This is a genomic window from Cupriavidus respiraculi (assembly GCF_914271545.1).
In the GTDB taxonomy this organism is placed as follows: domain Bacteria; phylum Pseudomonadota; class Gammaproteobacteria; order Burkholderiales; family Burkholderiaceae; genus Cupriavidus; species Cupriavidus respiraculi.
Map to the genome: position 1 here is coordinate 115,483 of NZ_CAJZAH010000008.1, position 23,094 is coordinate 138,576.

General features: G+C 63.1%; 16 protein-coding genes. 10 read left to right on the plus strand and 6 right to left on the minus strand.

From position 1 onward, the window contains the following. The first annotated feature begins 185 nt into the window (after positions 1–185). The 5 genes from mzaA (at position 186) to LDO27_RS23555 (ending at position 9,869) form a co-directional block, all read left to right on the plus strand. Positions 186–2,699 (plus strand): MZA anti-phage system associated sigma-70 family RNA polymerase sigma factor MzaA, encoded by a 2,514-nt coding sequence (mzaA, locus tag LDO27_RS23535; protein ID WP_224044265.1) that lies wholly within the window; start codon positions 186–188, stop codon positions 2,697–2,699. Between the two features lie 106 nt (positions 2,700–2,805). Beyond that, positions 2,806–4,245 carry an MZA anti-phage system associated ATPase MzaB gene (gene mzaB, locus LDO27_RS23540; RefSeq protein ID WP_224044266.1) on the plus strand — a complete coding sequence of 480 codons (1,440 nt, stop codon included), beginning with the start codon at positions 2,806–2,808 and terminating at the stop codon, positions 4,243–4,245. Positions 4,246–4,266: 21 nt separating this feature from the next. Continuing rightward, positions 4,267–7,092 (plus strand): Z1 domain-containing protein, encoded by a 2,826-nt coding sequence (locus tag LDO27_RS23545; RefSeq protein WP_224044268.1) that lies wholly within the window; start codon positions 4,267–4,269, stop codon positions 7,090–7,092. Then, positions 7,076–8,083, plus strand: coding sequence for a PD-(D/E)XK motif protein (locus tag LDO27_RS23550; RefSeq protein ID WP_224044269.1), 1,008 nt, complete (start codon positions 7,076–7,078; stop codon positions 8,081–8,083). The genes LDO27_RS23545 and LDO27_RS23550 overlap by 17 nt, the downstream gene beginning before the upstream one ends. A gap of 1 nt (position 8,084) precedes the next feature. Then, positions 8,085–9,869, plus strand: a complete 1,785-nt coding sequence (locus LDO27_RS23555; RefSeq protein ID WP_224044271.1) for an AIPR family protein — start codon at positions 8,085–8,087, stop codon at positions 9,867–9,869. Positions 9,870–9,981: 112 nt separating this feature from the next. On the opposite strand, the gene LDO27_RS23560 is transcribed toward LDO27_RS23555, so the two are convergent. Next, positions 9,982–11,424 carry a DNA cytosine methyltransferase gene (locus tag LDO27_RS23560; RefSeq protein WP_224044273.1) on the minus strand — a complete coding sequence of 481 codons (1,443 nt, stop codon included), beginning with the start codon at positions 11,422–11,424 and terminating at the stop codon, positions 9,982–9,984. 288 nt (positions 11,425–11,712) lie between these two features. Between LDO27_RS23560 and LDO27_RS23565 the strand changes: the two genes are divergently transcribed. Continuing rightward, positions 11,713–12,165, plus strand: coding sequence for a very short patch repair endonuclease (locus LDO27_RS23565; protein ID WP_224044344.1), 453 nt, complete (start codon positions 11,713–11,715; stop codon positions 12,163–12,165). Between the two features lie 363 nt (positions 12,166–12,528). On the opposite strand, the gene LDO27_RS23570 is transcribed toward LDO27_RS23565, so the two are convergent. After that, entirely contained in the window at positions 12,529–13,041 is a 513-nt protein-coding gene (locus LDO27_RS23570) for a M48 metallopeptidase family protein (RefSeq protein ID WP_224044354.1), read from the minus strand. 107 nt (positions 13,042–13,148) lie between these two features. After that, entirely contained in the window at positions 13,149–13,373 is a 225-nt protein-coding gene (locus tag LDO27_RS23575; RefSeq protein ID WP_224044275.1) for a hypothetical protein, read from the minus strand. Positions 13,374–13,536: 163 nt separating this feature from the next. On the opposite strand from LDO27_RS23575, the gene ettA reads away from it, so the two are divergent. Continuing rightward, complete coding sequence (ettA, locus tag LDO27_RS23580) at positions 13,537–15,204, plus strand: energy-dependent translational throttle protein EttA (protein ID WP_222209519.1); 1,668 nt, start codon at positions 13,537–13,539, stop codon at positions 15,202–15,204. Positions 15,205–15,265: 61 nt separating this feature from the next. Here ettA and LDO27_RS23585 read toward each other — a convergent pair whose 3' ends face one another. The 3 genes from LDO27_RS23585 to LDO27_RS23595 form a co-directional block, all read right to left on the minus strand. After that, on the minus strand, positions 15,266–16,405 hold the full coding sequence (locus LDO27_RS23585; protein WP_224044276.1) for a metallophosphoesterase: 1,140 nt from the start codon (positions 16,403–16,405) through the stop codon (positions 15,266–15,268). Between the two features lie 122 nt (positions 16,406–16,527). Then, positions 16,528–18,009: an MATE family efflux transporter gene (locus LDO27_RS23590; protein WP_224044278.1), complete on the minus strand. Its 1,482-nt coding sequence runs from the start codon at positions 18,007–18,009 to the stop codon at positions 16,528–16,530. Further along, the gene (locus LDO27_RS23595; RefSeq protein ID WP_222209515.1) at positions 18,002–18,511 is read right to left on the minus strand and encodes a winged helix-turn-helix transcriptional regulator; all 510 of its coding nucleotides are present in this window, start codon (positions 18,509–18,511) and stop codon (positions 18,002–18,004) included. Before LDO27_RS23595 ends, LDO27_RS23590 begins: the two co-directional genes overlap by 8 nt. Before the next feature lie 201 nt (positions 18,512–18,712). Between LDO27_RS23595 and LDO27_RS23600 the strand changes: the two genes are divergently transcribed. The 3 genes from LDO27_RS23600 to LDO27_RS23610 all read left to right on the plus strand — a co-directional run bounded on the left by LDO27_RS23600 (position 18,713) and on the right by LDO27_RS23610 (position 23,036). Then, positions 18,713–20,221, plus strand: a complete 1,509-nt coding sequence (locus LDO27_RS23600; RefSeq protein ID WP_224044280.1) for an acyl-CoA synthetase — start codon at positions 18,713–18,715, stop codon at positions 20,219–20,221. A gap of 77 nt (positions 20,222–20,298) precedes the next feature. Next, on the plus strand, positions 20,299–21,276 hold the full coding sequence (locus tag LDO27_RS23605; protein ID WP_222209510.1) for a Bug family tripartite tricarboxylate transporter substrate binding protein: 978 nt from the start codon (positions 20,299–20,301) through the stop codon (positions 21,274–21,276). Positions 21,277–21,467: 191 nt separating this feature from the next. Next, on the plus strand, positions 21,468–23,036 hold the full coding sequence (locus LDO27_RS23610) for a chloride channel protein (protein WP_224044281.1): 1,569 nt from the start codon (positions 21,468–21,470) through the stop codon (positions 23,034–23,036). Positions 23,037–23,094: the final 58 nt, after the last annotated feature.

The following is a 23,094-nucleotide window of genomic DNA, read 5'->3' on the forward strand; positions in this document are numbered from 1 at the left end:
AAGCGCAGAAGTGGGTGATTTCCCAAGTTGTAACTTATCGTAACTTGTGATGGAATCGAAAGATCGCTCTTCTGTCGGCCCTTGAGCAGCAACGGTCAGGGGCGGAATAGCGCCGGTAGGGGACAGTGTTCTGTCGAATAGCGGTAACCCGTCCGCCGGGACGTCATAGATTATGTAGAAGACAGATGAGCACTTGGGAGCCGGCAAAGCTGCATCCAATGCTGAAGCTTGCGCTGAAAAGCGGCGTGACAGCCGCCGTGGCGTTCCAGCTTCGCAGGTCCGATTGCGCTAACGCGCGTGACGCAAATGGTGACACGCCGCTAATGATCGCCGCAGCCAACGGCCATCTGGATGTCTGCAAGCTGCTTGTCGAAAACGGTGCGGATCCGTTAGCCACCGACCAGATGGGCGCGACCGCCTACTCCAAAGCGCTAGCTTCCAAGAAATTGGACGTGGTCGAGTTACTCGCATCCATCGTGCAACAGTCGACGCCCGTGCCGGCACCCATGATCGTTCGCGGGGCGGAAAACCTATCCTGCGTTTCCGATTTCCCAAAAATTCCCTCGGCCGGGTATGTCGATATCCGTCCCAGTCTCGCTACGGAAGCCATCGCTCAGAGCATTGACGAGGGGGCAACGCAAGTTGGTTCGGCCACTTCCAACTTGATTGCTGATGAAGGGGAATTGTTCGGATGGGCCCCCGAGGAAATCTCTGCGATCCCTTCAAACGACGCTGTTTGTCGAGCGGTAGCGGAAGAGGAGCAGAAAGCGATCAGCCGGCATAAGCCGCAAGATAGCGATGCGGATTGGACGGACGTGTCCTTTGACTTGCCCGAAGGGCAGGGTGTCTTCGTCCCCCAATCGGGCGATCTGTCACTCATCGCTGACCTCATCCATGAAGGTTTGGCCGTCGGGAGGTTGTCTTCTTCTTCAATCGCTGCTGCGTGCGATTCGCAATTTGGAGATGCAGGGAAAGATGTTGTTCCCCTGCTTATCGCCATCCTGCTTGATCTGCCCATCATCATTGACGCGGAAGACCTTTCGCCGAGACACGGAACTCCTGAGCCAAATGCTTTTGATGCAGACCTCGCCGCGGCCGCGCTTGCACGCCTGCAGGAGAGACTCAATAGCACCGCGGACCGCGTCGGTGCGTTGTACTTCCGTGATATCGGTGCGGTCGATCTGCTAACGCGCCAAGAGGAAGTTGCGACAGCTAAACGCATCGAAGCGGGGCTCAGGGACACAGTCCTTGCCTTATGTGATTGTCCATCGATCATTGCAGATTTACTAGCCGCAGCCGAACGCGTCGCCAATGACGAAGCTCGCATCGATGAGCTCATTGATGGCCTGATCGATCTGGATGTCGGCGATGAGATATCTATTAGCGATGAGAATTACTTTCCGTCGGGCGTAACGCGCGCAATTGACGACGAACGTGTCGATGAAGACGACGACTCCGCCGATGACTCTTCGTCGCAAGAACTCGTGGTGCTCAAGCAGAACGCGTTGGAAATATTTCGTGCAATCGCGCCGCACTTCGAAGCAATGGAACAGGCGCTGGAGAACGATGGATATGGATCCGCTCCATACGACCGCGCGCGCGACGCCATTCGCACGGAGTTGGGCAAGATTCGCATTGCGAATCGCGCCGTGGCGCAACTGTGCGACACGTTGCATGGATGTGTCGTCCGGTGCAGCGAGCTGGAAAGCGAGATCCGTCGCATTGCAGTGGATAAATGCGGCATCCCAGCCGCCGTCTTCGAGATGCATTTTGTCGGGAACGAGATCGGTCTCGACTGGTTTTCGAAGGCCAGTGCTGCGGGCGTACCGGACCAGCAACTGCTCAAGCGCCAAGCCCCTGCTTTGCTGGAACTACGGCAACAACTTGTTGCTTTGCAGTCCAAGGTGAGACTGCCACTAAGGGAGCTCAAGAACGTTCACGCCAGGGTGCAGGCGAGCGAATCGCGCACGCTACGAGCAAAGCATGAGATGACAAACGCCAACTTGCGGCTTGTCGTCTCGATTGCAAAGAAGTATTCGACCTCCGGCCTCGATTTCCTTGATGTTGTTCAGGAGGGGAATATTGGTTTGATGAAAGCCGTGGACAAGTTCGAGTATCGACGCGGCTTCAAGTTCTCTACTTACGCCACCTGGTGGATCCGGCAAGCAATCACGCGCGCAATTTCGGATCAGGCTCGGACGATTCGCGTTCCAGTGCACATGATGGAGTCGATCAACCGCTTGAATCGCATCTCCCGACAGATCGAGCAGCGTACGGGTTCCTTGCCCAATGTGACGACTCTTGCCAGAGAGCTGGATGCTTCCGAGGATAAGGTCCAGCAGTACCTCCGGATTGCTGGGGGGGAGCCTACGTCTCTGGACATTAGTTCGGATGGCGCAATTGAGGAGAGCATTGGCGATGGCTTGATGGACCCTTCTCCCACTCCCGAACAATCCCTGTTCAAAGCCCAGATGGCTCAAGCGATCGACTACGCCCTCTCCAACCTGCCGCCGCGATCGGCGAAAGTCTTGAAGCTGCGATTCGGACTCGAGACGAAGACCGATTTCACCTTGGAGGAGGTTGGGAGATTGTTCGATGTCACGCGCGAGCGCATTCGGCAGATAGAGAGCAAGGCGCTACGCACATTGAAGCATCCCAATCGGTCCACCGCCTTAGCCGCTTTTCTGGACGCAGATTGAGTGCGGCGTCTTGATAGATAGAAAGAGCCAACACTAAAAGATGGAAACATCGACGAAGTCTGCCCCGCCTCCGTTCTCCCGCCATGCTCCACCGAAGGCGGCGGCCATGATTGAAGCGCTCCGCGGGTTAGGTTACAGCACGGCAACTGCTTTGGCGGATATCGTCGATAACAGCATTGCCGCCGATGCGACTCACGTCGCAATCCGGTTCGAATGGGCCGGCGGCGAAAGTCGGGTTTCCATTCAGGACGACGGTAGCGGTATGAATGCCGAGGCGATCGACAAGGCCATGCGCCTAGGAGAGCGCAATCCGCTTGAGGAGCGTGCGGCGGCTGATCTCGGCCGATTCGGGCTTGGCCTGAAAACCGCATCGTTCTCCCAATGCCGACGGCTGACCGTCGCATCTTGTGGACAGGATGGTTTTCACTGTCTGCGGTGGGATCTCGATGTGTTGGCAAAATCCACTGGCGACGGATGGTACTTGCTTGAGGGGCCATCACCAGGATCGGAGCCTTGGTTAGAGCCTGTCAAAGAAGCACGGCACGGCACACTCGTGCTATGGGAAAGTCTCGATCGAATCGTGACGGACGGCTTCAAAGAACAGGACTTCCTCGAACTCATCGATCGCGTAGAGCTGCACCTGTCGATGGTTTTCCATCGCTACCTCGAAGGCACGCGTCCATCTCTGAAAATCACTATCAACGGCAAGCGACTGGTGCCTTGGGACCCGTTCCTCGCTGGCCATCCTGCCAAAGCATGGGAATCGCCCCTTTCGCGCTCACCACACGGGAACGGCGTCGAGGCGAAGTGCCATGTGCTGCCGCACAAGGACAGGCTGAGTCCCAAGGAATATGAAGATGCGCAGGGACCCGATGGCTGGACGTCGCAGCAGGGCTTCTACGTCTATCGGAATCGGCGCCTGTTGGTGGCCGGGAGCTGGCTCGGACTTGGCCAGGGGCGCTCATGGACGAAGGATGAAGCGCATCGACTTGCCCGTATCCGGCTGGACATTCCGAACTCTGCTGATGCAGATTGGAAGATCGATATCCGCAAGTCAACGGCTCGCCCACCCGTGGCGCTGCGGGCTTGGTTGATCCAACTCGCCGAGAACACACGCTCGCGTGCGCGTCGGGCCTTCGTGCATCGGGGTATGGGGCCTCGTACCGCAGACAACAAGCCTGTGGAACAAGCCTGGCGCGCTGAACACTTCGCCGGCGGAATGCGATATCGGATCGATCTCGACCACGCGGCTGTGCGCGGAGTCCTCGACGAAGCAGGAGGCTTGCTGCCCCAAGTGAAAGCGATGCTGAGGGTCATCGAGGAGACCATCCCCGTTCAGCGTATCTGGCTAGATACGGCCGAGAACCGGGAAAGTCCGCGGACCGGGTTTGGCGGCTCGCCTCCAGAAGAAGTTGCAGACGTTTTGCGAGTGCTATTCCGCACCATGGTTCAGCACAAGGGGATGTCTGTCGAGATGGCGCGCGAGCGGCTCCTGCATACAGATCCCTTCTGTAACTACCCGCAACTGATATCGACCCTGTCGTAGCGACGGGTTGGAAGGCATCCAATGCTCAACGAAGCGAACAGCCTGAATGTACTGAAAGTCGTCCAGATGCTCTTGCAGGAAGAGCAGGACAAGTCCTGCATCACGCCGGCAGTGATCGAGCAGAAGATTTCGCTCGCCTTGATGCTCAACCGCGGCTGGGTGGAGGGTCTGGATCGCGAATGGGTCGTGGAAGAGCTGATTCGCCGGTTCAGTGTCTGGATTGGCAAGGATACGTCGCTCGTCGATAACGTTGGTCACAAGCCATGGCTGACTCCCGAGCGGAAGAATAACTGGCGCTATTGGCAACGCTATCGTGAATGGCAGGAGGCGAAGCTGCCTTGGTCGGCCATTGACGGCCTTGATGCTTCGACCGACGATGTACTGGGTTCGCTCGAGGATCCTCTTCGTCCCGGAAGCTGGGACCGTCGTGGCTTGGTAGTCGGGCACGTGCAGTCGGGGAAGACCGGAAACTACACGGGTCTGATCAGCAAGGCTGCGGATGCAGGCTACAAGATCATCGTGGTCCTCGCCGGCATGCATAACAACCTGCGGTCGCAAACGCAGATGCGACTCGACGAAGGCTTCCTTGGTTATGCCACCAGCGCCTTCCAGGATGGAGCACTTAACGTCATCGGAGTGGGGGTGATTGACGGCGACCCTGCAATTCGGCCGAACTACGCGACCAATCGATCGGATAACGGGGATTTCAGCGCAAAGGTTGCCAAGAATTTGGGCATCACACCCGAGCAGCGCCCCTGGCTCTTCGTCATCAAGAAGAACAAGTCGGTCTTGCAGCGACTGCTGCATTGGATCACCAGTCATGTTGCGAATGCATCGGATCCAGATACGGGGCGCCGCATCGTTACGAACCTTCCCCTGCTCGTCATCGACGATGAGGCGGATCACGCGTCTGTGGATACGGGCGAGCAGCTGATTGGCGAGGATGGCGTCCCTGATCCCGAGCATCAGCCTACAGCAATCAACAGCCTGATACGCAGGATCCTGCATGCCTTCACAAGAAAGGCGTACGTGGGCTACACGGCCACTCCTTTTGCCAACATCTTCATTCACGAGCGTGGTGCTACGCATGACGAGGGCCGGGACCTGTTTCCGTCGAGCTTCATTGTGAATCTCGGAGCCCCGTCCAACTACATTGGTCCGACGAAGGTATTCGGGCTTGCAGGGCCAGATGGGCGGGAGGGCGGCTTGCCGCTGGTGCGAGTGGTTTCCGATCACTGCTCCGAGGATGGCAAGTCAGGTTGGATGCCGGTTTCTCACAAGGCAACCTATCGTCCGCATGACCCCTCAACCGAGTCGGGCTTGCCCGAGTCTCTCGCCGAGGCGATCGATGCGTTCATCCTCACCTGTGCGATTCGCCAACTGAGAGGTCAAGGAGGGGAGCACTCCTCCATGCTCGTACACGTGACGAGATTCAATGCCGTGCAACAGGTGGTCCATCAATGCATCGACAGCTATGTGCGCCACATGCGCCAGCGCGTGTTGCGACAGATTGGGAGTGAACCCATCCTGGCGCGGTTGAAAGACCTCTGGCGGAACGACTTCGTGCCGACCACAGAGGCAATGGCTGCATCGTCTCTGTCAGCCACCGGTACGAGCGAGACCTGGGAACACATCGTAGAAGCTCTGCCCGTTGTCCTGGAAGCTATCAGTGTTCGGATGATCAATGGCACGGCCAAGGATGCGCTCGATTACGCAGATAGTGCGACCGGGCTGAAAGTGATTGCCGTGGGCGGGGACAAGCTTGCGCGCGGGCTTACTCTCGAAGGCCTTTGCACCAGCTATTTCCTCCGGGCGTCTCGCATGTATGACACGCTGATGCAGATGGGGCGCTGGTTCGGGTACCGCCCTGGCTACCTGGATGTGTGCCGGCTCTATACGACTAGTGAGCTGGTGGAGTGGTTCGAACACATCGCAGATGCTGCGGAGGAGTTGAGGGAAGAGTTCGACGAGATGGTGGCTAGCGGTGGAAAGCCGATTGATTTCGGCCTAAAGGTCAAGTCCCATCCGGTGCTCATGGTGACCTCTCGCTTGAAAATGCGCTCGGCCAAATCGCTTTACCTATCGTTTAGCGGGAGCGTCGTGGAAACCGTGACTCTCTTCCGAGATCCCGTAAAGCATAAAAGCAATCTGGACGCGTTCCGTCGTCTATCCGCGACGCTAGGCCCGTCGCGAGGGAAGCCCTCTCAGAAGCGAAATGGCACGACGGAGTCTTGGGCTGCGGCCATGTGGAAAGACGTGTCCTGGGAGGCTGTGGTCGCCTTCCTGCAGGACTACGAGACTCATCCTGAAGCCCTTAAAGTAAACTCGCGAGTGATTGCAGAGTTCGTCGCCGCGATGGCAAGAGCGGGTGAGTTGACGTCTTGGACGGTTGCAGTGATCGGAGGTAGTGTGAACGAGCGAGTGGAGGAGGTTGGAGGACAACCTGTCCCGCGAATGGTGCGTACGGCGAAACCAAAGCACGACGATCGCTATTCAATCGGCCGCCTGCTGTCACCGAGGGACGAAGGTCTCGATATCGAAGAGACCGCTTGGCTTTCGGCTTTGAATGCTACTCGCAAAAAGTGGCACAAGGATCCCGGAAGAAACTCCAGCACCGAAGCACCGACTGTGCCAAGCGGCATATCGCTGCGAGCTGCGCGTCGTCCTGAAACGGCACTATTGCTACTTTATCTGCTAGACCCGGAAGAATCGAAGGTCGATTCATTGAAGGGCAAGGGGCCGGTGATTGCGTTCGGCATCAGCTTCCCTGGCAGCGAATCTGGCACCAAGGTGGAATACAAGGTGAACAATGTCCTCTGGGAGCAGCAGTATGGCGCTTCAGAGTAAGTCTGAGATTGCTCTTGCCTGGCGCGCGTTGTCCGATACGGGGCAGCAATCCGGCTGGCGGTGCATCCCCATTTCGACGGCCGGCACCGTCGGCGCCCTTGCGGGCCGACACTTTCCAGATAACGCGGAGGCGATCCTCGTTGGATTTCGTACGCTGAGCCAAGCAAACAGTGCAGCGTTTCCCAAGGGCAATGGGTTTCGTGTGGAGCGCGCAGAGCTAGAAGCTGATGGAAAGACCTGGGTCGCGTTGATTCGCGAAGCGTCGGCCTCGCTCGATATGTTCACGTTGATGGCGGAGGACGTATCGTCCGTGCTCGCCTCTCGCGGAGCGGCTCACGATGGTGCTCTCTTTCAAGCTTTCTTGGGCCGCATTCGCGCGTGGCAATCGTTCATGAAGAACGGTGATCTGGCGCTAGGTCCGGAAGCGGAACTTGGGTTGGCAGGTGAACTCACTTGCCTCAATCAACTGTTGGCGAACGGTGTTCCAGCGCAAATTGCTTTGAACGCTTGGGTGGGTCCCTTGGACGGGCTTCAAGACTTCGAACTTGGCTCGGGTGCAATCGAGGTGAAGAGCACGCTAGCAATCGCCGGTTTCCCGGCGAAGATCCTCTCGCTTGAGCAACTCGACGACTCTGTTCGGCAACCGCTTTACGTGTGCGCATGTCGATTCCGGCCATGCGAAGAAGGTATGACATTGCCGATGCTGGTGAAGACGCTTGAAGACGCACTGGCCGAGGCCGGTGCATCTGTGGCGGATCTCCGTGTCGCGCTGCTTCATGCAGGATACCTTGATTCGCAGGCCGACCGATATGTACGCAAGCTCGCCAACGTATCGTGCGATTTCCGACTGGTGACCGACGGGTTTCCTCGGCTCACGCCTGGTACGGTGCCCCCAGGCGTACGCGCCGCTCGTTACGACATTGACCTGGACCAAGTGGTAGGGGACACGACTCCGATCACCCAGATGCTTTCAATCCTTATGGGGCGGTGAGATGGAACTGCTGGAATTCCTTCATCAGACACAAGAACAAATTCGCGCAGAGATTGCCGACAGGACCGGTCCGGGGATCGACATGCCTTTTGGCGAGCTGGTCTTCACGGAAGTGGTGGCGAAACACATGGCGGATTCAGGTATGACGTGCGGAGACCCGGTGGCATGCCATTACACAGCGAAGGTCGGTAACTCCCCAGTCCGTTTGAGCGGGTATGCGGTTTCTGATGATGGCGATCAGCTCGATCTTTTCGTCAACCTTTATCAGGGCGCTACTGAGCTCGCGACCATCTCGGATCCGGAAGTCGCGAAGGCAGCGGAGCATTGCTCGCGCTTCCTCTCCGCATGCGTGGAAGGAAAGCTCGGAACGAAGATGGACGAGTCCAATGACGCATATCCGATGGTCCTCACCATCGAGAAAGTCTATAGCGATCTCGATCAGATAAGAATCTATGTGCTAACCGACGCGCAAGTGAAAACTCGCGTGTTCCGTCCACGAGAAATTGCCGGAAAGACCGTCAAGCTCGAAGTGATGGATATCGTTCGCCTCTACAACCATTGGCAAGAAGGCAAGCCTCGCGACGAGCTTGTTGTGAACTTCGAGGAAGTGTGTGGTCAAGCGCTGCCTTGCGTCTGGGTGCCAGGGGAGAACGGGGAGTACGACTACGCAATGACCGTGGTCCCTGGCGAGGCCCTGCGTTTTATCTACGAGAAATTTGGCACGCGGGTACTGGAAGCCAACGTGCGATCTTTTCTGAGCCCGAGCAAGGAAGTCAACAAAGGAATCAGTAACACCCTGCGAGAATCCCCCGGACGTTTCATGGCTTTCAACAACGGAATCGTCATCGTTGCCGACGAAGCCCGTATCGGCCGTGTTGAAGGCGGTGCAGGTATATCGTGGCTGAAGGGCATGCAGATCGTGAATGGTGGACAGACGACGGCCTCCATGTTCTTCACGAAAAAGAAGTATCCATCGACCGATCTCGGGCCGGTTCGTGTCCCCGCGAAAATCATTGTCTTGGGTGAACTTGACCAGTCGCGTGAGGAAGAACTGATCGCCGATATATCCAAGTACGCAAATTCACAGAACAAAGTGAACGCGTCGGATCTTTCGGCCAACAAGCCCTTCCACGTCGCAATCGAGAAGCTCGCATTGACGACATATTGCCCCGATGGATACGGACGCTGGTTCTACGAGCGCGCCGCGGGCAGTTACAAGGTCATGCTTGAGCGAGAGGGGAAAACAGCGGCAGGCATCAAGCGCCTGCAGGAATCAATGCCACCTGCGCGCAAGATCACGAAAACCGATCTTGCAAAGTATGTTTGTGCATGGAAGCGCCGTCCAGATCTTGTAAGCTTGGGGGGACAAAAGAACTTCAAGGCATTCATGGAAGAGATGGTGGACGCTCCCGGCGACGGAGAAGAGTCAATTCCGGATGCGGCCGAGTACAAGAAGATGATCGCCTGTGCCATTGTCTTCAAGGCTGCGGAGAAGGCGATACGGGTGAGCAAGGAGTTTCCGGCCTTCCAAGCGAACATCACAGCGTATACCGTTGCTATGCTGTCTGTGCTGAGAGGCGAAGCGATTGACCTTGGCATCATCTGGCAAAAGCAAGATATCAGCCACGATCTGTCACGCGAGATCTTGGCGTTGGCGACGGAAGTGAGTGCGTGTCTGCATCAGACTTCCGGCGGCCGAATGATCTCCGAGTGGGCTAAAAGGGCAGAGTGCTGGCATAGCGTTTCAACTGCCACGTTTGGTACACGTTTGACTTCCACTTACTAGCCGTGGTGGGCTGGCAATGCTGTCGCGCAATCCCGATGCCGATCCCAGTCTGAAAACCCGGGCCCCCGCCGAAGCTCTCTTGGCGGGCTCATCTCTATAGCATGGATCTCTGCTATTCGCCAACTCGAGCGAGTAATGTCAGTTCCGAGTCGAGCTCCATTGCAGCTATCACCTTCGCAATTTTGTACGCCAGCAGTGGAGGGACGGCATTGCCAACTTGGTGGAACTGTTCGGTGCGGTTCCCCTGAAAAAAATAGTTGTCGGGGAACGTCTGTAATCGTGCGGCCTCCCGTACCGTAAGACTTCGGCACTGGCTGGGATCAGGATGGATGAAGTAGTGCCCATCCTTCGCGATATGACTGGTGATCGTGGTGGACGGACGGTCGTACGCTTGCACCCTGAACCGGTCGGCAAACTTGCCAGACTCCCAGTTGCGATGCTCGGGGCGAAGTCCGCTCAGTAACGAGAAGTCTTCGTGCCCCTTGGGCGAACGTTCGAAGGCTTTAGCGAACGCAGCCGAAAAGGCATATCGCCTGAGGTCGCTGCTCATATGGCCCCTCGTTTCTGAATTTAGCCAGACGCGAAGGTTGTCGTCGTGGTACCACTTCTGCAACGGTGTGCAGGGTGTGAAATCGAACTTCGTTCGCGGCAGTCGAACGTCTCCGGTGCCAAGATCGTCCGAGAGGCCGCTAATCGCTTCCTTCAACTCCACCCGCAGCCGTTTTAGATCAGCACGGCCCTTGGTTTCGTTCAACAGCTCGGTGAGATGTTGTTTCACGATTTGATCCCAAGGGGCCACCTGCTCGGAACGCCGACTCAAGTCGCTTCGTAGTCTTGGCAATCCATACAAGGCCTCTTCGAGATGCGCTTCTTCAGCACGCTGAAGCTGTGCCGGAGTTGCTTCTATGTCTTTGCGAACTCCCAGCAGGATTACGCGATGGCGTGCCTGCGGTACACCGTAGTCCTCGGCTCGAACGACGAATTCGCGAGCATCAATGTCATCCGGAGACATGTCGCCATGGAAAGCCGTTTGCGACGCCAGCGAGTGAATCGCATATTCGTGCTTTGCTTGCTTCCCCAGTGCGGAGTCGGGGGAGGCGAGATCGGCGAGGATATCGTGGAAGATTCTCTGTTCGCCTACTCGCGAAGTCAGAATACCCTTGACGTTCTCCATAACGAAGACGGCAGGCTTGTATTTCTGAATGATTTGGAGATATTCGCGATAGAGAAAATGCCGGTAATCTTCCTCGGGCTTGTAGCTGGCTTTACCGCGATTACGCGAACGGCCGACCAGCGAATATGCCTGGCAGGGTGGCCCCCCAATGAGAACCCAAGGCTTGTCCGGACCTAGGCCGGCGTCCCGGATGGCACGCTCCAGCTCAGCATTGCCTTCCGGCGTCCCAAGTGTGATCCGGCGCGCTTCCTGTTCCGCTTCCTCCCATGCAGCCAGCGTCGCCATGTCCCATGGCGTGTCGCTTCGCCCATTGCAGAACTGGTAGTATGATTTCAGGGCGGCGGGACCTTCCCGCTTGAGCAGGCGGTAGAATGCGCGCAATCGGAGCGTCTCGTGCGCAGGCTCGCTCATCTCCGCAGAAACGATGATGCGAAATGCCCTGCCATCATCGAGAGCCGAGAAACCTTCGCCTAGGCCCCCAGGGCCCGCAAACAAGTCGACGACGGGTATTGGTGGTGTTGACCTACGCATCTGTTACCACGGAAAGAGCTTGGAAGAGCGGCACCTTACCAGGAACGGAGCTTGCAGTCGAGTATGGGCGATCAGGAGTTCCCCCGCTTGGCCATATTGCAGCAGGTCCGAGCGACTTCACTATTGCAGTCATCGCTCATGGTGGATGTAGTTTCGGCCGAAACGCGGTCCCGCATGATGTCCGGTATCCGAGGCAAGAACACTCGCCCGGAGATGCGCTTACGGAGCTTTCTTCATAAGGCAGGCTTTCGATATCGGCTGCACGATCGCTCTCTTCCGGGCAGTCCAGATCTGGTACTGCCAAGGTACCGCACTGTCATATTGGTTCACGGCTGCTTTTGGCATCGGCATTTAAATTGCCGGCTTGCAACAACACCCGGCACCAATGTTGAGTTTTGGCAGCGCAAGTTCTCCTCCAACGTCGAACGAGATTCCCTTGCGGTCCAAAAGCTACTCTCGGAAGAGTGGCGCGTAATCGTAGTCTGGGAGTGTGGCCTTAAATCAGCGGCCGCTGAGCAGTCGCTCGATTGGCTTCCGGGCTATATCAGGGATAGCTTCGAGCCGTATTTGGAATGGCCGGCCACGACGTAAGTGCGAGATCGTTAGCGCCTCTCTCCGCGCCCACCAGCGCAAGAACTCCCTCTTTGTGACGCCTCGTGCGCATGGGTGTGGGCTTTCAATCACCTCACCCTTCTAGAGCCCGCCGCCAGTTCGGCCGCGGCTTTCCGCTAGCCCGGCCGCGCCATGGTTGCCTCGGCTTAGCGATTGCGGTCGCCGTCATGTTGCTCAGTGAGGTCGTGGTCTTTGACGCCGTGATGAAGCTGGGCGTGAGCGTCGCTGTGGACATCCGGGTGGGCGCCTCGCCAGAAAGATTGCCATCAAGGACGAGGGCAGTGTGCTCGACAAAGACAGGAGTTTGGCGTCATCGCGCTGATGCCCGCGGCCAATCGCGTCTCAGGCCTCGCCGCTGGAAGCCGGGGCGCACGCCTTCAAATCCCGCCAGATCAAAAACAACCGCGCATCGAACTCCAGCTGGTGATACGACGGCTCCATGTACTCGCACAGTCGATAGAACGCCTTGCCATGCTCGCTCTCCTTCAGATGCGCCAGCTCGTGCACGACGATCATCCGCAGGAATTCCGGCGGCGCCTCCTTGAACAGCGACGCCACGCGAATTTCCTTCTTGGCCTTCAGCTTGCCGCCCTGCACGCGCGAGATCGCGGTGTGCAGGCCGAGCGCGAGATGGACGACGTCGAGCTTGGGGTCGTAGCCGACCTTGTGCAGCGGCGGGGCGCTGCGCAGGAATTCCTGTTTCAGCGCGGCGGTGTAGTCGTACAGCGCGCGGTCGGTCTGGATGGTATGGCGGTCCGGGTATCTGCTGGCGAGATGTTCGCCGAGGCGATCGGCGGCGATCAGCTTGCGGACCTGATCGATGACGTGATCGGGATAGCCGCCAAGGTAGCGCAACGGGTCGCCGGGCGCGGGCCGCCAGGAAGGCGCGCTCGGTGGCACGAAGGAGCCGGCGGACGGCGGTGTGTTCATGGCCGGTCCTCGATCACCGAGTTGGGCTCAGCTTAGTGATGATGGTGATGGTGGGTCCAGTTGGCATCCACAGAATTCACATACGAGGCGACGGCGTTCTCATCGCCGGTGGCATGACGCATCAGCTCGCCGCACTTGCACCAGCCCTGGTACGGGGTGATATGCGAGCAGGCCGACACCTTTTGCAGGAACAGGGTGACGGGCTTTGCGCATTTCTTGCACTTGAAGGTGAGGGTGCGGGTGGGTTTGGGGCTCATGACGTATCTCGAAGCGGCAGGGCGCCGACAAAAGCGCCCTCGGGCAAAGGCGGAATGATACCGCGCACGGCGTTTTGCCGCGGCGTCGAGGCCGTTCGCGGGCCTTTGCGGGCAGGGGGTTTGCTACACTGCCGCCATTCCCAATCACACACCGGTGCGCCGCATGGCACAGTACGTTTTCACGATGAATCGCGTGGGCAAGATCGTTCCGCCCAAGCGTCAGATCCTCAAGGACATTTCCCTGTCCTTCTTTCCCGGTGCCAAGATCGGCGTGCTCGGTCTCAACGGCTCCGGCAAATCCACGCTGCTGAAAATCATGTCGGGCCTCGACAAGGACATCGAGGGCGAAGCCACGCCGATGCCGAACCTGAACATCGGCTATCTGCAGCAGGAGCCGCAGCTCGATCCCGAGCAGACGGTGCGCGAGGCGGTCGAAGGTGGCCTCGGCGAGGTGATGGAGGCGCGCAAGAAGCTGGACGAGATCTATGCCGCCTACGCCGAGCCGGATGCGGACTTCGATGCGCTGGCCGCCGATCAGGCCAAGTACGAGGCAATCCTGGCGGCGAGCGACGGCAACAATGCCGAGCAGCAGCTGGAGATCGCCGCCGACGCGCTGCGTCTGCCGCCCTGGGATGCCAAGGTGGGCCATCTGTCCGGCGGCGAGAAGCGCCGCGTGGCGCTGTGCCGGCTGCTGCTGTCGCGCCCCGACATGCTGCTGCTGGATGAGCCGACCAACCACCTGGACGCCGAATCGGTGGACTGGCTGGAGCAGTTCCTGACCCGCTTCCCGGGCACGGTCGTCGCGGTGACCCACGATCGCTACTTCCTCGACAACGCAGCCGAGTGGATTCTCGAACTGGACCGCGGCCATGGCATTCCGTGGAAGGGCAACTACAGCTCGTGGCTGGACCAGAAGGAAGCGCGCCTGAAGCAGGAAGAGGCGACCGAGTCCGCCCGCCAGAAGGCGCTGAACAAGGAACTGGAGTGGGTGCGCCAGAACCCCAAGGGCCGGCAGGCCAAGTCGAAGGCGCGTCTGGCGCGTTTCGACGAGCTGAACAGCCAGGACTACCAGAAGCGCAACGAGACCCAGGAGATCTTTATCCCGGTGGGCGAGCGCCTGGGCAACGAGGTGATCGAGTTCAACAACGTCAGCAAAGCCTACGGCGACCGCCTGCTGATCGACAATCTGAGCTTCAAGGTGCCGCCGGGCGCCATCGTCGGCATCATCGGTCCGAACGGCGCCGGCAAGTCGACGCTGTTCCGCATGCTGACCGGCAAGGAGCAGCCGGACAGCGGCGAGATCAAGATCGGGCCGACCGTGAAGCTGGCCTATGTCGACCAGAGCCGCGACGCGCTCGATGGCAGCAAGACGGTGTTCGAGGAAATCTCCGGCGGCGCCGATGTGCTGACCGTGGGCCGCTACGAAACGCCCTCGCGCGCTTATATCGGCCGTTTCAACTTCAAGGGCGGCGACCAGCAGAAGCATGTGGGCACGCTGTCGGGCGGTGAACGCGGGCGCCTGCATCTGGCCAAGACGCTGATCGCCGGCGGCAATGTGCTGCTGCTCGATGAGCCGTCGAACGACCTGGATGTGGAAACGCTGCGCGCGCTGGAGGATGCGCTGCTGGAATTCGCCGGCTGCGTGATGGTGATCTCGCACGACCGCTGGTTCCTGGACCGTATCGCGACCCACATCCTGGCTTTCGAGGGCGACTCGCACGTCGAGTTCTTCCCGGGCAACTACCAGGAATACGAGGCGGACAAGAAGAAGCGCCTGGGCGAGGAAGCGGCCAAGCCCAAGCGCATCCGCTACAAGCCGATCGCGCGCTGAGCCAGGCGGCGGGCGGTAAGAACGAGGCAGCGGTCCGCACGGGGCCGCTGCCTCGTTTGCTTTACGGGGCCGCTTTGACCAGCCGGACCAGCGTGATCTCGGACGGTGCGCCGAAGCGCTTGGGCGGGCCCCAGTAGCCGGTGCCGCGGCTCACATAGACCTGCATCGTTTCATGGCGGTTCAGGCCCGCGACGAAGGGCTGCTGCATCGGCACGAACAGGTTCCACGGCCAGAACTGGCCGCCGTGGGTGTGGCCCGACAGCTGCAGGTCGAAGCCGGCCGGCGCCGCGGCGAACGCGCTGCGGGGCTGGTGGGCCAGCAGGATGCGCAGCGCCGCGTGGGCCGGCGCGCCGGCGATGGCGCGCTCCGGGTCGCTGCGATGCGCGGGGTCGAACTGCCCGGCCGAATAATCGGTGACGCCGGCGAGCACCAGCGCCGCGCTGCCCCGCTCGATCACCACATGCTCGTTCATCAGCACGCGTAGGCCGAGCCGGCGCAGTTCGGCGATCCAGGCCGGCGCGCCCGAGTAGTACTCGTGATTGCCGGTGACGACGTAGACGCCATCCGGTGCCGACAGCTGCCCCAGCGGCGCGGTATGCGCGGCGAGCTCGCGCACGGTCCCGTCGACCAGGTCGCCGGTCACCGCGATGGCATCCGGCCGCAGGCCATTGACGCGTTCGACGATGCGCTCCAGGTAGGGCCGCTTGATGGTGGGCCCGACATGGATATCGCTGATCTGCGCGATGGTGAAGCCGTGCAGCGCGTCGGGCAGGCTGGCGATCGGCACGTCGACCGTCTTGACCCGCGCCAAGCGGCGGGCGTTGAAGAATCCGGCCAGCGTCACCAGCAGCGCCAGCGCCAGCGTGGCCGCGGCGCTCATCCATGTCAGCGCGGGCGGATGCCAGCCGGCCAGCGCGCAGATCGCCAGCACCAGGTCGCGCGCGACGGTCAGGATCAGCAGCGACGAGAACAAGCCCATCGCCAGCATGCCCGCCCATGACAGCCGGTCCGACCACGGTTGGCTGACGCGCCGCGCCATCAAGGCGGCCGGCAGCAGAACGCTGGAAACCACCAGCCACAGTGCGCCGAGGATTTTGACCGCCAGCGGGATGGGCAAGGGCGGCAACAGGCGCAGGCCGATATACGCGTGCAGCAGGGCGACGATGACGGCGGCGAAGCGGATCGTGATGCGGGGGGCCATGATGCCTTCGGGAAGGAGGGCCGCCTTCGGTGCGAGGGCGGCGGGGGTAACGTCCCGAGTGTAGCTGAGGGCATACGCGCCCCGCTTCAAGACTCACCCCGCGCCGCAGATGCCGCGCTTGGCTATCGCACCGACCACACCGCGCGCCGCACTCCCATGGCGGTAAAGGCGCCATACGCGGTGATGCCCAGCGCCACGCCGAGGAAATGGCCGTCGAGCCCCATGCCGGCCACGTGGGCGAGCACCCAGCCGCCGCCCGCCGCCAGCGCGATGCGCGCAAGCCCGGCCGCGATGGGATAGCCCATGCGGCCCGCGCCCATCGAGGCGAAGTACAGCGCCATGCCCAGGCCGAAGCCGCCAAAGGCCGGGGCGACCCACGACAGCGCGCGCGCCGCGATCGCGGCCACTTCGGCGTCGCTGGTGAACCACCTCGCGAACGTCATGGGCGCGAGCCCGACCGCCGCGCCGATGCTGCCGGCGATGGCCAGGGCCACCAGCGCGCCGACCCAGGCGATGCGGCGCGCGCTGTCCCAGTCGCCCGCGCCCACCGCGCGGCCCACCAGCGCGGTCAGCGCCGAGCCCACGCCGAAGGCCAGCGGGATCATCAGGAATTCCAGCCGCGCGGAAATGCCGTAGGCGGCCACCGCCGCGGTGCCGTAGTCGCGCAGCTGCGCGGTCACCAGGATCGTGGACAGGTTGGCCACCGCGGCGAGCGCGCAGGCCACCAGCCCGACCGACAGGATGCGCCAGAACAGCGCGCGCGAGGGCCGCAGCCGCAGCACCGGCACGAAACCCGCCCCGCCGCGCAGCACCACCACGGACATGGCGATGGCCGCGGCCCACGATACCAGCGCAAGCGACGCCCCGATGCCGGCCAGCCCCATGCCGGCGGGCTCGGCCAGCGCCCATGCCAGCACCGGAAAGACGATCCACATCGACGCCAGTACGCGCGCGGCCAGCGCATGGCGCCCACCGCCGCGCAGCACCGAGGCGAGCGTGTTGGCGAGCCAGGCCGGCACCGCGCCCGCGCCGAACAGCCAGATCGCGTAGGTGGCGGCGGCCTGGGCCGCGGTTTCGCCGCCGACGGCGCCGAGGATGGCATGCGGGAAGCCGGCCAGCGCGATGGCGAAGGCCAGCCCGGCCGCCACGGCGATCAGGATGGCGTGCAGCACCAGCGACGAGGCGTCCTCGCGCTTGCCCGCGCCCAGCGCGCGGGCGATGGCGGCCACCACGCCGCCGCCCATCGCGCCGGTCGACATCTGCTGCAGCAGCAGGGCGAAGGGCAGCACGACGGCCCAGCCGGCCAGCGCGGCGGTGCCCTGGCGCGCCGCGAGCCAGGTTTCGACCAGCTGGCCGGCGGCCTGCAGCAGCGCAATCAGGCTGGTGGGCGCGGCCAGGCTGGCGATACGGCGTAGCACGTCGCCAAAAGGGGCGGTGGAGGCGGGCAGCGGCGCGGCAGCGGCAGCCGGGGACCGGGACGGGGACGGGGACGGGGCGGGCGGCGCGATGGCCTTGGGCAGCGGGTCGGCGATGGCCTCGCGCACCGGCGGCGCGGCCGGATCGGCAACCAGCGCGGCGGCCCCGGTTTGGCTGGCGTCAGTCATGGCTGCCCTCCAGTTCGGCGGATTCGGCCTCGGCGAAGCGCTGCCGCAGATGGCGGCCGGCGCCCGGGCCGGGCACGACGCGCAGATCGTCCAGCGACAGCGCCGAGCCATCGTCGCGCGCCAGCGTCGGCGCGGTGATCTCGCGGCCGGTCTGCCGGTCCTGCAGCACCGTCATCGCGCCGCGCTCATCGGTCATCCAGCGGTCGGCCCACGCTTTCAGCGCGACGAAGGCCGGAAAGAAGTCGCGTGCCTTGTCGGTGAGCACGTAGCGGTGCCGGGCGCCGCCATCGGCCGGCACGCGCTCGAACATGCCGTGCGCGACCAGTGTGCGCAGGCGGGCACTGAGGATATTCGGCGCGATGCCCAGATGCCGCTGGAATTCCTCGAATCGCGTGCTGCCGTAGTACGCCTCGCGCAGCAGCAGGATCGCCCAGCGCTCGCCCAGTACCGCCATCGAGCGCGCGATCGGGCACGCCATGCTGGCAAAGTCGGTATGTCCCATGCCTGTGTCTCTCCTCCAACTTTCAATTTGCAAGCAGTGTAGCTTGCAAATTGAAAGTTGGGAAAGGAATCGATGGGCGGCGCGGCCGGCGTCTCGGGCTAAGCGCGCATTGACCCGCTTGTCGGGTCGTCGTTACAGTGGCCCGGAGCAGCGCCGACACGACAAGAACGCGACAGGAACGCACAAGACAGGAGACATGCGATGGCAGCCGACCTCTGGTTCGAGAACCTTCACCGCACCGGCGACGTCCTGCTGGATCGCGGCAGCCGCCTGGCCGGAGGCCTGCGCCGGCTCGGCGTGGCCGAAGGCGACGTGGTCGCCGTGCTGCTGCGCAACGACCCCGTCTTCGCGGACGTGGTCCATGCCTGCCGCACGGCCGGCTGCTATTACTGCCCCATCAACTGGCACTTCACCGCGGAGGAGATCCGCTTCCTGCTGGCGGACAGCGGCGCAAAGGTGCTGATCGCGCACGACGATCTGCTGCCGGCGCTGGAGGGCGTGATTCCCGCCAAGGTTTCCGTGCTCACCGTGCGCGCGGGCGAGACTGCCGCGCCGCTCGGCAAGGCGCTGGACTACGAGACGTGGCTGGCGGACCAGCGCGCCTACGACGGGCCGCGGGTCGCTCCGCGCGGCCACATGGCCTACACGTCGGGCACCACCGGACGGCCCAAGGGCGTGCTGCGCGCCGCGGTGCCGCTGGACCAGCTGGACGCGCAGCTGGCGCGCATGCGCTCGGTGGTGGCCCAGACCATGGGTGTCGTCGAGGGGTGCCGCGCGCTGATGTCGGCGCCGCTGTACCACAGCGCGCCGGGCGTATTCATCCAGAACGTGCTCCAGATCGGCGAGCGGCTGGTGGTGACGCCGCGCTTCGATCCCGAGCAGGTGCTGTCCCTGGTGCAGCAGCACCGCATCGACGTGCTGTACCTGGTGCCGATCATGTACGTGCGCATGCTCAAGCTCGCGCCCGAGGTGCGCGCGCGCTACGACCTGTCGTCGCTGCGCTTCGTCGCCTCCACCGGCGCGCCGTGCGCGCCGGAGGTCAAGCGCGCGATGCTCGACTGGCTCGGGCCCGTGATCCACGAGACGTACGCGTCCAGCGAGGCCGGCATGATCACGGTCGCCACGCCGGCCGACGCCGCGGCCAGACCCGGCACGGCTGGCCGGACCGTCGACGAGGCCCGCGTGAAGATCCTCGACGAGAGCGGCCGCGAATGCGCGGTGGGAGAGGTTGGCCTGATCTACGTGCGCCAGCCCGCTTATCCCGACTTCACCTACCGCAACAACGACGCGGCGCGCCGCGCCATCGAGCGCGACGGCCTGGTTAGCCTCGGCGACATGGGCTACCTCGATGCCGAGGGCTATCTCTTCGTGTGCGACCGCGCCTCGGACATGGTGATCTCCGGCGGCGTCAATATCTACCCGGCCGAAATCGAGCACGAGCTGGTGCGCTATCCCGGCGTGGCGGACTGCGTGGTGTTCGGCGTGCCCGACGACGAATATGGCGAGCGCCTGCTGGCCATGGTGGAGCCGATGCCCGGCGAACACATCACGCAGGACGACGTGATCGCCTTCCTGCGGGAGCGGCTGTCCGGCTTCAAGGTGCCGCGCACCGTGGTGATCGCCGACAAGCTGCCGCGCGACGAAACCGGCAAGCTGGCCAAGCGGCGCCTGCGCGACCAGTACTGGCAGGGGCGCGAACGGCGCGTGTGAGCCGCGTCTCCGATCCCGTTTTTCGTTTCACCGCAGTGCAGACTGACGATACAGAAAGACAACGACAAGGAGACGCTATGAAACGCTGGATATCAGGATGGCGCGCCGGCCTCGGCGCGGCGGCGCTGGCCTGCGCGCAACTCGCGGGCGCGGCTTACCCCGACCGGCCCATCAAGCTCGTCGTGCCCTACACGCCGGGCGGCTCGACCGACCAGTTCGGGCGGGCGCTGGCCGAAGGCATGAGCCGGGAGCTCAAGCAGACCGTGGTGGTGGAGAACAAGCCCGGCGGCGCCACGCAGGTGGGCACCAACCTCGTCGCCAAGGCGCCGGCCGACGGCTACACCATCGTGTTCGCCACCAACGGCAGCATGGTGCTCAACCCGATGCTGTACAAGAAGATCGCCTACGACCCGCCGCGCGACTTCAAGATCTTCAGCATCGGCGCGGAGGCGCCACTGGTGGTAGTGACCAATACGCAGGTGCCGGCCAGCACCATTCGCGACTTCGCCGCCTACGCGAAGTCGGCCGACGGCAAGCTGAACTACTCCTCCGTGGGTTTGGGCAACGCGCTGCAGCTTGCCACGGAGATGCTCAAGTCGGACCTGGGCATCAAGGTCACGCACGTGCCCTACAACGGCAGCGCGCCGGCGCTCGCGGCGCTGCTCGCCAACGACGTGCAACTGATGGTGGATGTGGTCAGCACCTCGCTGCCGCATATCAAGGCGGGCAAGCTCAAGCCGCTGGCGGTGACCTCGCGCAACCGCCTCGAAGTCCTGCCCAATGTGCCGACCGTGGCGGAAAGCGGCTACCCCGACTTCCACGCGGCCACGTGGTTCGGCCTCGCCGCGCCGGCGGACACGCCGCCCGAGGTGATCGCCCGCCTGCGCGCCGCCGCGGATAGCGCGGTGCGCGATCCCAAGTTCCGCGCCACGTTCGACGGGCTCGGGCTGGTGGTGCAGCAGCCGCGCAGCCAGGCCGAGATCGATCGCTATATCGAGGCCGATCGCGCGCACTGGGGCAAGGTGATCCGCGCCAACAATATCAGCCTGGATTGAGCTCGCGCCGGGCGGCGGCGCCGAACGACGACGGGCCGCCGCCTTGGGGACCGGGCGGGCGATGCGGGTATAGTTGGGGGCACCCTGCTATGGGCGGCATCGGCTGCACAGGCCGAACGCCGCCGTAGCGCACGCGGCGCGCGGGCCCAAGGCGCCGCCGCCGCCATGCCGCCACACGCCCCGCTGCATCGATGACAGACTCGACTCCCGACCCGCGCGGAGACGCCGGCAAACCGGCGCCGCCGTCCTCTGCCGCCTCCGCCTCCGCCGACTCGCCGCAACACCCGTCCGCCCCGGATTCGCCCGACGCCGGACCCGTCCCCGAAGTCCCCGCCGTCTCTCCCGCCGTCTCCCCGGCCGAAGCCGCCGCCAGTCCCGCCGACCCCGGCCGCCTGCGTGCGCTGCGCCACCGCGCGCGCCGGGCGGCCTGGCGCAAGTCGCGCCAGGCGGGGCGCATTTCGCGCACGACGCTGCGCTATGCGGTGTTCATGTGCGGCGCCGGCCTGGTCGCGCTGTTCTCCCTGCTGTTCGCGTGGATCGCCGAGCTGGCGCTCGAATGGAACCGCCACCTGACCGCGTCCACGCCTTGGCTGGCCTTCGTGATGCTGCCGTTCGGCCTGCCCGCGCTGCGCTGGCTGACGATCCGCGTCGCGCCCCAGGCCCGCGGCAGCGGCATTCCGCAGGTGATCGCGGCGGTCACATTGCCGCCGGGCGGCGCCGCCCAGACGGTGCTGGTGTCGTTGCGGCAATCGATGTGGAAGGTGCTGCTGACTACCGGCGGGCTGCTGGCCGGCGCTTCGATCGGCCGCGAAGGTCCGTCCGTGCAGGTGGGCGCCGCCGCCATGCTGGCGTGGGGACGCTGGTGCCATCAGCGGTTGCGCTTTCGCATCGGCTTCCATCCCAACGCGCTGATCGCCGCGGGGGCCGCGGGCGGGCTCGCCGCCGCCTTCAACACTCCGCTCGCGGGCGTGGTCTTCGCGATCGAGGAACTGGGCCGGGGCACCGCGGTGCGGTGGGACCGGCTGGTGCTGTCCGGCGTGCTGACGGCGGGTTTTCTGTCGCTCGCGCTGTTGGGCAACAATCCGTATTTCCGTGTCGACACGCCGATCCTGGCGCTGCAGGAGGCCTGGGGTCCTGTGCTGCTGTCCGCCCTCGTCAACGGCGTGCTGGGCGGGCTGTTCGCGCGCGCGCTGATCGGCGGCGTGCCGGGCCTGCTGCCCGCGCCCTGGCGCGCCTGGCCGGGCGAGCATCCCATCGCGGTGGCGTTCCTGTGCGGGCTGGTGGCGGCGGCCATCGGCTGGGCCACCGGCGGCGCCACCTTCGGGACCGGCTACGAGCAGGCGTCGGGGCTGATCAACGGCGAGGCGCACACCACCTTGTGGTTCGGGGTCGCGAAGCTGGTCAGCACGGTGGTGTCATACTTCGCCGGGGTGCCGGGCGGCATCTTCACGCCCGCGCTGGCGATCGGCGCGGGGCTGGGCGACAACGCCGCCCATCTGGCGAGCGGGCTGGTCGAGCCGCGGGTACTGGCGCTGGTGTCGATGGCGGCATTTCTCGCCGCGGCCACGCAGGCGCCGATCACCGCCAGCGTGATCGTGATGGAAATGACGCGTTCGCAGGACCTGACGCTGTTCCTGCTGGCGGCGTCGCTGCTGGCGTCGTTCGTGTCGCGGCAGTTCTGTCCGCATCCGTTCTATCACCGCGTTGGCCACGCCTTCCGGCGCGAGGCCCTCGCGCTCGAGCGCAACAGTCTCCATTGAGCGCCGCACCCGCCGCCCGGGGCGGCGGTGCCTGCGCGGGCGGAACATAACCGGCCCG

Excerpts from the sequence above, each read along its gene's own strand:
- mzaA (WP_224044265.1), top strand. The coding sequence starts at position 186 with ATGAGCACTTGGGAGCCGGCAAAGCTGCATCCAATGCTGAAGCTTGCG.
- mzaB (WP_224044266.1), top strand. The coding sequence starts at position 2,806 with ATGATTGAAGCGCTCCGCGGGTTAGGTTACAGCACGGCAACTGCTTTG.
- LDO27_RS23545 (WP_224044268.1), top strand. The coding sequence starts at position 4,267 with ATGCTCAACGAAGCGAACAGCCTGAATGTACTGAAAGTCGTCCAGATG.
- LDO27_RS23550 (WP_224044269.1), top strand. The coding sequence starts at position 7,076 with ATGGCGCTTCAGAGTAAGTCTGAGATTGCTCTTGCCTGGCGCGCGTTG.
- LDO27_RS23555 (WP_224044271.1), top strand. The coding sequence starts at position 8,085 with ATGGAACTGCTGGAATTCCTTCATCAGACACAAGAACAAATTCGCGCA.
- LDO27_RS23565 (WP_224044344.1), top strand. The coding sequence starts at position 11,713 with ATGGTGGATGTAGTTTCGGCCGAAACGCGGTCCCGCATGATGTCCGGT.
- LDO27_RS23575 (WP_224044275.1), bottom strand. The coding sequence starts at position 13,373 with ATGAGCCCCAAACCCACCCGCACCCTCACCTTCAAGTGCAAGAAATGC.
- ettA (WP_222209519.1), top strand. The coding sequence starts at position 13,537 with ATGGCACAGTACGTTTTCACGATGAATCGCGTGGGCAAGATCGTTCCG.
- LDO27_RS23585 (WP_224044276.1), bottom strand. The coding sequence starts at position 16,405 with ATGGCCCCCCGCATCACGATCCGCTTCGCCGCCGTCATCGTCGCCCTG.
- LDO27_RS23590 (WP_224044278.1), bottom strand. The coding sequence starts at position 18,009 with ATGACTGACGCCAGCCAAACCGGGGCCGCCGCGCTGGTTGCCGATCCG.
- LDO27_RS23595 (WP_222209515.1), bottom strand. The coding sequence starts at position 18,511 with ATGGGACATACCGACTTTGCCAGCATGGCGTGCCCGATCGCGCGCTCG.
- LDO27_RS23600 (WP_224044280.1), top strand. The coding sequence starts at position 18,713 with ATGGCAGCCGACCTCTGGTTCGAGAACCTTCACCGCACCGGCGACGTC.
- LDO27_RS23605 (WP_222209510.1), top strand. The coding sequence starts at position 20,299 with ATGAAACGCTGGATATCAGGATGGCGCGCCGGCCTCGGCGCGGCGGCG.
- LDO27_RS23610 (WP_224044281.1), top strand. The coding sequence starts at position 21,468 with ATGACAGACTCGACTCCCGACCCGCGCGGAGACGCCGGCAAACCGGCG.